This is a genomic window from Myxococcus vastator (assembly GCF_010894475.1).
GTDB lineage: Bacteria > Myxococcota > Myxococcia > Myxococcales > Myxococcaceae > Myxococcus > Myxococcus vastator.
The window spans coordinates 1-11,587 of the sequence record NZ_JAAIYB010000264.1 but is presented as its reverse complement, the minus strand read 5'-3'; the positions used below and the strand labels follow the sequence as shown (position 1 = coordinate 11,587).

Genomic DNA, 11,587 nt, shown 5'->3' with positions numbered 1-11,587 from the left:
CCCCTGCTCATCCCGGACACGGGGACGATTGCCCGCACGGAGCTGTCGCGCGTGCCCTACTCGCTCGACGGTGAGCCGGCCGCGCCCGCCCCGCTCGACCTGGAGTCGCCCGACGCCGCCCTGGCCGAGGCCGCCTCCGCGCACGCCGATGAACACGCCGCCGAGCTGCCCCGGGTGGTCGTCTCCGCGCCCGCTCCTTCACGGGCGTCCGCGTTCGACGCCGTCTACAAGGCCATGAAGGCGTCGGCCCCCGTCAAGAGGCTCCGGCCCGGCATCACCCCTCCCCGGTTCCTCTCGGGCGAGCGCATCCACCTCCCCAACATCGCCTACGGGATTCAGTCCCACTTCGGGGGCTTCCCCAAGGGCGCGGTGGTGGCCCGCTGCATCATCACCGCGCAGGGCTCCGTCACCGAGTGCCAGCCCATCCAGGGCCTGCGCGGCCTGGAGGAAGGCGTCATCCGCACGCTCTCCACCTGGCGCTACGAGCCCGCCACGCTCAACGGGAAGCCCGTGGCCGTGCGCTACGTCTTCGACATCTGGTTCACGAAGGATCCAGGTGGCGGAACGAGCGAGTCCCGACAGCTCGCGGGGCTCGACCTCTCCGACGTGGTGGGCGCCGCGAACCCAGGGACGTGCGACGACTGCGACGCCTTCGAGTTCCACAGCCCGACGGCGCAGCGGTAGCACGTCCCGCCTGCCGCTGACGGGCCCTACCCCGCCAGCGGCAGCCGGAGGATGAAGCGGGCGCCTCCACCGGGCGCCGTGTCCACCTCCAGCGAACCGCCATGCTGCGTGACGATGGCATGGACGATGGACAGCCCCAGCCCCGAGCCCTGGGCCTTCGTGGTGAAGAAGGGCTCGAAGATGCGGTCCCGGACCGCCTGGGGAACACCCGGGCCGCTGTCGTCCACGGTGAGCCACACGCGCCCGCCCTCGTGCCCCGCTGACAGCGTCACGCGACCTCCCGCGGGCGTGGCCTCCAGCGCGTTGAGGCACAGGTTGATGAGCACCTGACGCAGCCGCTCCTCCTCGCCCGCCACCGACGGCACCGGCGCCTCGCGCGGCGTGAGCGCCAGCGACACCTTGCGGGACGCGGCCTGTCCGCTCAGCAGGTCCACCACCCGCCGCAGCAGCTCGTTCACGTCCACGGCGGCGGGACGGAACTCGCGAGGCCGCGCGAACTGGAGGAAGTCCTCCAGGACGTGGTCCAGGCGGCGGATTTCATCGCGCACCAGCAGCAGGGGCTCCAGCAAGGGCGCCTGCTGTCCGTCCGGCAGCCGCCGCAACCGCCGCTCGAGCACGGAGAGCTGGAGCGCCGCCGCGTTCAGCGGGTTGCGGATTTCGTGGGACAGGCCCGCCGTCATCGTCCCCACCGCCGCCAGCTTCTCCGTCACCTGGGCGCGCCGAGCCAGCTCCCGCTTCTCCGCGTGCAGGCGCACCTGCCGCATCGCCTGCTCCAGCGTCAGCAGCAGCTCCTGCGGCGCGCACGGCTTCATCAAATACGCGCACGCGCCCGCCCGCACCGCGGCCACCGCCGTCTCCAGCGTGGCGAAGCCCGTGAGCAGCACCACCTCCGAGTCCGGCGACGCGGCCTTCAGCTCGGCGGCCAGCGCCGTCCCATCTCCGTCCGGCAGGCGCAGGTCCACCAGGGCCACGTCGAAGCCCTCCCGGGCCCGCGCGTGCGCCGCCTTGCAGCTGGACGCGCCTCGGACGGCGTAGCCCGCGTCCCCGAGCAGCTCCTCCAGGTTGTCCAGGAAGGCCGCGTTGTCATCCACCACCAGCACGGACGGAAGGGACGGAGGGGTGGGCTCGCTCATGAGGTGTGGGTGGGGCGTGCCGCGTGCGCCGTCTCCAGCACCTCCAGCAGCGCGCCCGGGTCAAAGGGTTTGGAGAAGACGCCCATGGCCCCTTCGAGCGGGGCCGCGTCGGGATAGGCGGTGATGACGAACGTGGGCAGGCGCGGATAGCGCGCGCGAAGCCGGCGCAGGGCCTCGCCATCCGGCCCACCGGGAATGCGCAGGTCCACCAGCGCCGCGAAGGGGTGCACACAGAGGATGCGGTCCGCGTCCAGCACCGAGGCCGCCGTCACACAGGAGAAGCCGCGCCCGCGCAGCAGCTCGGCGAGGTTGTCGCTCAGCGCCGGGTCATCCTCCACCAGCACCACCAGCCCATCCCGGCGAGCACCGGACAGCAGCTCCACCAACGTGGGGATGGGCACGGGCTTGGGCAGCACCGCGAGCAGGCCTTCGCGCCGGGCCGTCTCCAAATCATCCTGGCGTGGGTGCGCGGTGATGACCACCGCGGCCAGGCCCGGGTCCACGCGGCGGAGGTGGTGCACGGCATCCGCGCCGCTCATGCCGGGCATGCGCATGTCCGTCAGCAGGGCGTCGAAGCGCGTGGTGCGGGCCAGCCGCACGGCCTCGTCGCCGCTCGTGACGACGGTGGCCGCGTCCCCGGCGTCGCGCAGAATCTCCGCGAGGTTCTCCGCGAACGCCCGGTTGTCATCCAGCAGGAGGTATTGGCGCATGCGTCTCCTCCGAAGCGATGAGGGAAAGCCGAATCACGAAGCGCGCCCCCGCGCCGGGACGGGGGACATACGCGATGCCACCCCCATGCCGCTCCAGGATGCGCTTGACCAGCGGGAGCCCGAGCCCGATGCCGCGCGCCTTCGTCGTCATCAGCGGCTCGAAGAGGCGGCGGCGGATGACGTCGCTGACGCCCGGCCCGGAGTCCTCCAGCACCAGCTCCACCATTCCCGGCTCGCTCGTGGCGGCGGACAGCGACACCGTCCCGCCCGTCTCCTCCAGGGCCTGGACGGCATTGTCGAGCAGGTTCACGAACACCTGGCGCAGCTGCCCCGCGTCGCCTTGAACCGCGGGCAATGACGTCAGCCCCTCCGCGCTCACGGAGATTGTGTCGGGCCGCTGCACGGCCTTGAGCGCTTCCTGCCAGACCTCGTCCAGCCAGACCTCCTGCCGGTGCAGGGGCCGGTCCCGAATCATGTCCAGCAGGTCGGAGACGATGCGGTTGGCGATGCCCACCTGGTCGCCAATGCGGTCCAGGTGCTTCGTCGTGCGCTCGTCCACGGCCCCCGGGCGACCGCGGAGGATGTAGAGCGACGTCTCGATGACGCCCAGCGGATTGCGCAGCTCGTGGCCGATGGAGCCCACCAGCTGGCCAAAGGTGGACAGCCGCTCGCTGCGCGCCTGCTGCGCCAGCAGGTCCTCCCGGTACGTGTGGAGCATGATGGCCAGCTCCAGGTCGAGAATCTTCCCCAACGCGGAGCGGGCCGCCTGGAGCGCCGCGGGCTGCTCCAGGTAGGTGGCGTCGATGTGGCTGTTGAACTCCTGGCGCAGGACGTTCATCGCGCCGAACATGTAGTGCTGTGGCAACGCGATGCGCACGTGCATGCGGCCAATGCGGCAGCGCAGCGCGTAGTAGGCCTCGTCCCAGGGGCCGCGGAGGAGCTGATCCATCCACACCTGCAAGGTGCCGCGCAGGTGGCCCACCTGGCTCTCCCCTCCTTCGAGCGCCTGCCGAGCCCGCTCATGCTCCAGGATGCGGTCGTAGAAGACGCGAGCGAAGCGCGGGAAGTGGGGCTTCGCGGTGGCGTGCAAGGTCACGAGAGCCTGCTCGTCGACCGAGCTGAACCCCACGTACCGCTTCAATTCCTCGAACAAGGTTTCCGCCATGAGTCCTGGGGTGCGAGCCTATCCGCGCTGAACGCTTGAGCGCAGGAACTTCCTCCCCCGCCTCGTGCCGGCTCGGCACGCCGCCCAGGGGCCGCCGCCCGCGAGTCCAAGGACCGCGCCGGGGACATGACCTGGACCGCGAGCCTGGTCATTCCGGCCCGGCGGGAACTCTTCAGCAAAACCCAGGCCAGTACCTGCGCGCGTGGGCAGACATGAAGCCGCGCGCAAGATGTGCGCGCATCCCGCGTCCAGCTCCGCTGCGCGCACGGCTTGCGCGGGAACGACACCGCTCCAATTCATCATTCACATTGCAAATGAAACACGATTACAATAACCAGGACGCCTCACCTACGAGGCACCATGAATTTCAGAAGCACCAGGGCGTGGCTTTTCCGGTGGACGCTCACCTCGGCCCTGCTCCTGCTGGGCTCGGCGTGCGGTAACACCTCCACTCCCGCGGAACCCGATGCCGGCGTTCGGCCTGACGCGGGGACGACACCCGACGCAGGCTCTCTGCCAGACGGCGGCGTGGTTGAAACACGCGACACACTGGAGTTGCTGGCGGGAAACACGGCCACGGGCTTCGTGGACGGCCTGGGGACGGCGGCGCGCTTCAGCGGCCCGGCGGGAGCGGTGCTGACGCCGGACGGCGCGTTCGTCTACGTGGCGGACACGTTCAACAACCTGCTGCGGCGTATCGACACCAGCACGGGTGACGTCGTGACGCTGGCGGGGCGCGTGCAGCAGATGGGCGCCGTGGACGGCACGGGCACGGAGGCACGCTTCAAGAGTCCGCGCGCGCTGGCCTACGCCCCGGACGGCAGCGCCCTGTACCTGGCGGACGGCCCCACCCTCCGCAAGATTTCCTTGCCGGACGCCCAGGTGACGACGCTCGCCGGCAGCCCGGACTCACCGGGGAACGTGGACGGCGTGGGTGACGAGGCGCGGTTGGGCTCGCTCCTCCACAGCCTGGCCATCTCCGAGGACGGCGCCACGCTCTACATCGCGGACCGCACCAACCGCGTGCTCCGGACACTGGACCTGGCCAGCCGGCGAGTGAGCACCGTGGCGGGGACCCGTTACACCGGCGCGGAGCAGAGCGTGGATGCGCGCGGCGCGGCGGCGCGCTTCAGCGGACTGGGCGGCATCGTCCGCGTGGGCACGAGCCTCTACGTGGCGGACACGTTCAACCATACGGTGCGCCGGGTCGACCTGACGACGTTCGACGTCACCACCCTGGCGGGCACCGCGGGAGCGGCGGGGGCACAGGACGGCGTGGGGGCCGCGGCGCGCTTCGACACGCCCCAGTCGCTGACGGGCGACGCCGCCTATCTGTACGTCACCGGTTGGGACGGACTGCTGCGGCGCGTGGCATTGGCGGATGGGAGCACCACCACCCTGCTTGGCGACGCGGACGACGTGCGACCGGTGGATGGCGTCGGTGAAGCGGTGCGGCTGGGCATCGCCTTCGGACCGCCGCTGCTCGATGCCGTGCGGGGTATCCTCTATTACAACGACCGTGACGCCAACGCCCTGCGCCGGCTGGACCTGGGCACGCTGGAGATGACAACGCTCGCGGGCGCCGCGCAGCCGTCCGGCAGCGTCGATGGTCCGGGGGCCCAGGCCCGCTTCGACAGCCCCTCCGCCATCATCGCGGGAGACGGCGCCTGGTTCGTCGCCGACACGTACAACCACACCGTGCGCGCCGTGGCGTTCGACACCGGGGAGACGCGGACCCTGGTGGGCAGGCCCAGAACGGCCGGCGGCGAGGACGGCCCCGTGGAGACGGCTACGCTGAGCTATCCGGTGGGGCTCGCCTGGCACGCGGCCACGCAGCGGCTCTACGTCGCGGACATGGGCGCTCACACCGTGCGCGCCATCGACCTGCAAGCCCGGACCGTGCGCACACTGGCGGGAGCGGTGGACGAGGCCGGCGCCACCGACGGCGAAGGCTCCACGGCGCGCTTCTCCAGCCCGCAGCACCTCGCGCTGTCACCGGACGGCGTCACGCTGTACGTCGCGGACTCGGGAAACGGCACCGTGCGCGCCATCACCACGGCCACGGGCGGGGTGACGACGCTGGCCGGTACGGCGGGCGAGCACGGCACCGTGGATGGCGTGGGCGCCGCCGCGCGCTTCCGGGAGCCGGCGGGCCTCGCGCTGGACGCGTCGGCTGGCCGCCTCTACGTGGCCGACGCCACCGCCCAGACGCTGCGCGCCATCACCCTGGCCACCGGCGAGGTGACGACCGTCGCCGGGCAGGACCGGACCACGGGCGTGGTGGACGGCACCGTCGCGGAGGCCCTCTTCAAGGGGCCCTCCGGAGTCGCGTTGAACGCGGCGGGGACGCGGCTCTACGTCGCCGACAGCGGCAACCACGTCATCCGGTCGGTGAACCTGGAGGCGGGCACGGTGTCCACGTGGCTGGGCAATCCCGTGCGCAGCGGGGGCATTGGCCCCGGGCAGCGGGTGGCCTTCCGCGCGGCGACGCTCTACTACCCGCAGGCGGTGGCGGTGGGCGAGCAGGACGTCGCGCTCCTCTCCGACAACGGCGTCTACCTGGCGCGGCCCCAGGCGGCGCCGTGAGGACGCCGCGCCTCTTGTGCGTCGCCACGGCGGCGTGGCTCGCGGGCTGCGGCGGGGAGAGCGGCCACACCGAGGAGCCGCCCAGGGAGAGGACTCCGCATGTGGCCGTGGGTGTGGGGCGGCCGGGGCAATATGTCCCCGTGCAGCCCGGTGACACGCTGCGGTTGCAGCGCGGGTGTCAGGGCAGCCAGCACGTCTTCGTGTCGCTCCAGGCCTGGAACCTGGAGCCCCTCACCGCCACGGTGTCGCTGTCGCTCACGCGTCAGTCGGATGGCCAGCGGGTGTCGCTGCCCTATCAGCTGCGCCTGCCATTCGAGCCCGCGACGGAGCAGCGCCCCGCGATGCTCTCCGGCCTGCTGCTCGTCGTCCCTGAGCCCTCCGAGGCGCTGGGGGAGCGCGTCACCCTGGAGGCGCGGCTGGAGGACGCGGGCGGCCAGTCCGCGACCGCCTCCCGGGACGGCCTCGTGCAGTGGGGGCCAGACGCATGTCCGTGAAGCGCCTGTCCGGCCTCATGGGGGCCGCCTTGTGGTGGGCGCTCGCCACCGGCTGTGGCGAGCCCGCGCCAGCGCCGGAACCGGACGCGCCCGCTGGCTGGGCACCCGCGTTCGACGCGACGGACGCGGGCTGGCTGATGAATGTCTCCGCGCCCCCCGGCGGCCCGCTGCTCGCCGTGGGGGGGCGCTTCGACCAGGGCGCCATGCACCAGCGGCACGCCGACGGCTGGGCACCGGTGTCACTCACCGAAGCGGTGCCGCTGCTCAACTGGAGCCACGGCTTCGGCCCGGACGACGTCTGGGTGGTGGGCAATGAAGGCACGGTGCTGAACGGTGATGGCGTGCAGTGGCGGCGCGTGCCAGTGCCCACGGCCCAGGACCTCTGGGGCATCTGGGGCGCCGCGCCGGATGACCTCTGGGCGGTCGGAGGCCGAGGCCGCCAGGCGGGCGATGCCACGCTGCTCCACTACGACGGTCGCGAGTGGACGGTGGTGCAGGTGCCGCCGCTCCAACGCGACCGCGTGGACGCCTTCTACAAGGTCTGGGGCAGCGCGCACGATGACGTCTGGGTCGTGGGCCAGAAGGGCGCCGTCCTGCACTGGGACGGCACGGTCTGGACCGAGCACTTCGTGGGCATCAGCGACGACCTCATCTCCGTCTGGGGAGCCGGGCGGGAGCGAGTGGTGGTCGTGGGCGGACGCAGCAACGGCGTCGTGGCCCGCTGGGATGGCCAGGCCTGGACCTCCCGCGAGCTGGCACCGCTGCCCGGCCTCAATGGGGTGTGGCTGCGCACGCCCTCCGTGGCGCACGTGGTGGGCATCGAAGGGACGCTGGCCGTGCTGGACGTGGACACGCTCACCGCCCACCCCGTGCCCGCCACCACGCGGCTCACCTTCCACAGTGTGTTCGGCGACGCGTCCGGAGACCTGACCGCCGTGGGCGGCAACCTGGGCGCGTTGGCGGATGCGTACCAGGGCCTTGCCTGGACGCGACCGCTGGGACCCAACGAGTAATCACCCGAGACAACGACGATGACAAAGACGACACGCTGGATGCGTGGGCTGGGTTGCGCCCTGGGGCTCGTGGGGTGCTCGCCCACGGCTTCGGAGCCCCCAGTGCCCGAAGAACCCCGGATTGCCTCGGACATCTTCGGCGCCCTGGGGGATGTGATTCCCTTCGCGACGCCGGAGCAGCGGGAGAGCTTCGAGCGGGGACGCCAGGTGATGCTGCGCCGCTTCACGCCGGAGGAAGGCCTGGGCCCCTCCTTCAACGTCGCGAGCTGCGTGAACTGCCATGAGAAGCCCGTGGTCGGCGGCGGCGCGGGCCGGTACCGCAACTTCTTGTTGGTGGGCCAGACATTGCCGGACGGCTCCTTCGTCCCCACCGGTGTCAACGGGGTGCAGCCGCACTTCACGCTGGAGGGCGTGCGCCGTCCCACCGACGACGCCACCAACACCCTGGCCACCCGCAACCCCATCCCCTTCTTTGGCGTGGGCCTGCTGGCGGAGATTCCCGACGAAGTCATCCTGCGCAACGCGGACCCGGACGACGCGGACGGCGACGGCATCAGCGGCCGGCCCAATTATGACCGCGGCTTCGTCGGGCGCTTTGGCCGGAAGTCGCAGACGGTGTCCATCGAGGGCTTCATCCGGGGCCCTGTCTTCAACCACATGGGCCTCACCTCCAACCCCCTGTCGGAGGAGGCCAAGGCACGCCTTCCGGTGCCCAGCGCGCTGGATGGGCTGCCGGGCGCCAGTCGGCTCGCGGGCGGCCTGCGCACGGTGCGCCAGGCCCAGGCGGCGGCCCCCGACGAGCCCACCGTGGACGATGACGGGGTGCCAGACCCGGAGATGAGCGAGCAGGAGCTGTTCGACCTGGTGTCCTTCTCCATGCTCACGGCGGCGCCTCGGCCGGACGCGCCCACGCCGGAGTCGGAGGCCGGGCAGCAGCTCTTCACCCAGCTTCGCTGCGATGCCTGCCACGTGCCCGCGTTGGAGGGACCTCGTGGGCTCATCCCGCTCTACAGTGACCTGCTCCTGCACGACATGGGGCCGGCGCTGGACGACGGCATCGTGATGAAGCTGGCGGGTGGCTCGGAGTTCCGGACACAACCGCTGTGGGGTATCGCCGCCGCGGGCCCCTACCTGCACGACGGCCGCGCGGATGACCTGGACGAGGCCATCCGGCTCCACGGGGGTGAGGGCCAACGCTCGCGGGACGCCTACGTCGCCCTGAGCCACGCGGAGCAGGCGCGCGTCCTCCACTTCCTGGAGTCCCTGGGCGGGCGCGAGCAGCGCAGCGATGGCATGTTGCCGCAAGACGCGCCGGTGCCCCCCACCGGCGACTGGGGAGGCCCCGCGGCCGCGCTCAACGCGCAGGACCAGGAGCGCTTCCGCCAGGGCCAGCACCTGTTCGACCGGGACTTCGGCCTCCGCGAAGGCGTGGGCCCCCACTTCAATGGCGACTCATGCCGTGCCTGTCACTTCGACCCGGTGCCGGGGGGCGCGGGAGGCCTGGACCTGGACGTCACGCGCCAGGGCATCTTCGTGGACGGGACCTTCGTCTATCCCATGCCCGGAACCATGGCGCACCGGCACGGCGCGGTGGACGCTCGGCCGCCGCTGGACCCGCGCAGCAACTTCTTCGAGCGGCGTCAGACACCCTCGTTGTTGGGCCTGGGCCTCATCGAGCGCATCCCTGAAGCGCTCATCCTCGCCAACGAGGACCCCGACGACGTTGACGGCGATGGGATTCGTGGCCGGGCCCACCGTCTGGCGGACGGGCGACTGGGGCGCTTCGGCTGGAAGGCCAACGTGCCTGGCGTGCACGAGTTCGTTCGCGACGCGCTCAGCAACGAGCTGGGACTGACGTTGGTCGACGAGCCAGGGCTCACCTTCGGCGCCGCGCGGGATGACGACGACATCGCGGACCCGGAGGTGGGGTTGTCCACCATCGAAACCCTCACCTTCTATCTGGCCTCGCTGGCGCCTCCGCCTCGCACCGGTGCCCGACCGGACCTGGACGACGCGGGCCTCGCGCTGTTCCATGACGTGGGCTGCGCGAAGTGTCATGTCCCCGCCTTCCCAACGACGGACGGCCGCGACGTCCGCCTCTTCAGCGACCTGCTCCTGCATGACGTGATGCGCGACGGACGCCGGAGCGTGGAGGACGGGGACGCCCAGGTGAACGAGCTGCGCACCCCGCCGCTATGGGGCCTTGCCCAGACGGCGCCCTACCTCCACGACGGCGCCGCCAGCACCGTGGCCAGCGCCATCACCCTGCATGGCGGCGAGGCAGCGTCCTCACGGCGCGCCTACGAAGCCCTCTCGGCGCCGGAGCGAGACGCCCTGCTGGCGTTCCTCCAGACGCTCTGAATGCCGTTCCGGAGTCCCGCCGTCCCGCCCGCTCAGGGCTGGACGGCGGGGCGTTCGGAAGCAGACCCGCGGGTGAAGAGCTGGCGCCAGACACGGCGCTCCCACAGGCTCCCCGCGAGCAACACCACCACCCCGCTCCACGTCAGCACCGGGTCCTCTTCCAGGGCATGCCCCAGCACGAGGAGCGAGCACCCCGCGGCAGTCACCAGCAGCGGGCCCACCCGCCGCAGCCGCCGCGACCGCCAGCCACTCACCGCCAATGACACGGTGACGGCCACGGCGAGCATCACCTGGTGCGCGGACTCCGTCAGCGACAGGCCCACGCCGAGGAACGACAGCACCTGCGCGTAGGCCGCCAGGCAGGTGGGGCACAGCGCACACGCCAGCAACGGCACCAGCATCGACCAGCGGCCTCCCGGCACCTTCGCGGGCTCGGTCGGGTCGGTAGCGGCTTGCCCTCGGTGATGAGCGCAGTCGCAGGCCGCATCAGGGACAGAGGAAGAGGAGGAGCGCATCACGGTCATTCCAGGGAGAAGGTGGCCCCGGTGAATTCCGGAGCCGCGTTGTTCGACAATCCAGCGACACACGTGCCCGTGCGCGGCGGGTCAGCGCGCGGACGTTCCGCGGCGAAGAGGCGTGAAGAGCGCCCACACACGGCAACGGCCCGCGAGGATTCCCTCCTCGCGGGCCGCGAACCGCGCTGGCTTCCTGACGACGTCCGCCACACGCTCAAGCGATGCGGGGCCGTCCCAACCAGGCCAGGCCCAGCCCCAACGTCAGCAGCGTTGGCAGCACGAGCGCGAGGACCCCCAGCGCCACCTGGGGTACGACGTCGGCGCCAGGCTGCTCGACATACGCGAATCGCGGCAGCCGCGCGTGCTCCGCGGCCCCCAAGGTGGCGCCCGAGAAGACACGAGGAAGCAGGGCCTCACGCCACGTGGCGTGGAAGTGGTCGACCTGCCGCAAGAAGTGCGCGTGCCGTGCGCCTCCCGTACCCGCCACGTCCTGGAGCGCCTGCTGGAAAGCCAGCGCGGGGGACAGGAAGCGCAGCACCCCCAGCGCATCCTGCTGCCGCGCCAACTGTGTCTGGAAGGCCGCCACCACGGGCGCGGTCGCCCGAGCCGCCTCGTCCTGCACGGCCAGCGCCGTGGGCCAGTACCCCTCCGCCTTGGCCCCCTTGGGTGCCAGCTCCGGATGGTCCTCGAAGTAGGCGGACAGCACCTCGCTGCCGCGCTTCTGCGCCTCCAGGGACGCCTCGCGCGTGGCCCCCACCAGCGCCACGCGAGACGGCACCGGGTACAGGCCACTGACGCCCAACTGCGCCACCGCGGGCACCACGACCACCAGCACCAGCCACGCCCCCACGAGCACCAGCGCGTTGGTGGCGGAGCTCAGGGCCCGCGCATTCACGGCCAGCGCCAGCGCGAACCAGAAGGCGCCG

At 71.8% G+C, this 11,587-nt stretch carries 10 protein-coding genes; 5 read left to right on the top strand and 5 right to left on the bottom strand.

Annotated features, from left to right (window positions below):
* Positions 1–684 (top strand): energy transducer TonB (locus tag G4D87_RS23755; RefSeq protein WP_205507702.1); only part of this gene is annotated, 684 nt, incomplete at its 5' end.
* A gap of 26 nt (positions 685–710) precedes the next feature.
* Here G4D87_RS23755 and G4D87_RS23750 read toward each other — a convergent pair.
* From G4D87_RS23750 to G4D87_RS23740, 3 genes are read right to left on the bottom strand one after another with little or no spacing between them, the layout of a single operon-like run.
* Entirely contained in the window at positions 711–1,817 is a 1,107-nt protein-coding gene (locus G4D87_RS23750) for a sensor histidine kinase (protein ID WP_163784495.1), read from the bottom strand.
* Positions 1,814–2,527 carry a response regulator gene (locus G4D87_RS23745; protein WP_163784494.1) on the bottom strand — a complete coding sequence of 238 codons (714 nt, stop codon included), beginning with the start codon at positions 2,525–2,527 and terminating at the stop codon, positions 1,814–1,816. Before G4D87_RS23745 ends, G4D87_RS23750 begins: the two co-directional genes overlap by 4 nt.
* The gene (locus G4D87_RS23740; RefSeq protein ID WP_163784493.1) at positions 2,502–3,692 is read right to left on the bottom strand and encodes a sensor histidine kinase; all 1,191 of its coding nucleotides are present in this window, start codon (positions 3,690–3,692) and stop codon (positions 2,502–2,504) included. Before G4D87_RS23740 ends, G4D87_RS23745 begins: the two co-directional genes overlap by 26 nt.
* 528 nt (positions 3,693–4,220) lie before the next feature.
* Here G4D87_RS23740 and G4D87_RS23735 point away from each other — a divergent pair.
* The 4 genes from G4D87_RS23735 to G4D87_RS23720 all read left to right on the top strand — a co-directional run bounded on the left by G4D87_RS23735 (position 4,221) and on the right by G4D87_RS23720 (position 10,146).
* Complete coding sequence (locus tag G4D87_RS23735) at positions 4,221–6,278, top strand: NHL repeat-containing protein (protein ID WP_163784492.1); 2,058 nt, start codon at positions 4,221–4,223, stop codon at positions 6,276–6,278.
* Positions 6,275–6,772, top strand: coding sequence for a hypothetical protein (locus G4D87_RS23730; RefSeq protein WP_163784491.1), 498 nt, complete (start codon positions 6,275–6,277; stop codon positions 6,770–6,772). The genes G4D87_RS23735 and G4D87_RS23730 overlap by 4 nt, the downstream gene beginning before the upstream one ends.
* A complete protein-coding gene (locus tag G4D87_RS23725) occupies positions 6,763–7,785 on the top strand; it encodes a beta propeller repeat protein (RefSeq protein ID WP_163784490.1) in 1,023 nt (340 codons plus the stop codon). Before G4D87_RS23730 ends, G4D87_RS23725 begins: the two co-directional genes overlap by 10 nt.
* A gap of 102 nt (positions 7,786–7,887) precedes the next feature.
* Positions 7,888–10,146 (top strand): di-heme oxidoredictase family protein, encoded by a 2,259-nt coding sequence (locus tag G4D87_RS23720; protein ID WP_240358529.1) that lies wholly within the window; start codon positions 7,888–7,890, stop codon positions 10,144–10,146.
* Between the two features lie 32 nt (positions 10,147–10,178).
* Here the strand turns inward: G4D87_RS23720 and G4D87_RS23715 are convergent, their stop codons facing one another.
* Together G4D87_RS23715 and G4D87_RS23710 are read right to left on the bottom strand one after the other, a co-directional pair.
* Positions 10,179–10,547: a MerC domain-containing protein gene (locus tag G4D87_RS23715; RefSeq protein ID WP_163784488.1), complete on the bottom strand. Its 369-nt coding sequence runs from the start codon at positions 10,545–10,547 to the stop codon at positions 10,179–10,181.
* Positions 10,548–10,875: 328 nt separating this feature from the next.
* The coding region (locus G4D87_RS23710) for a DUF3526 domain-containing protein (RefSeq protein ID WP_163784487.1) at positions 10,876–11,587 on the bottom strand (712 nt) is incomplete at its 5' end.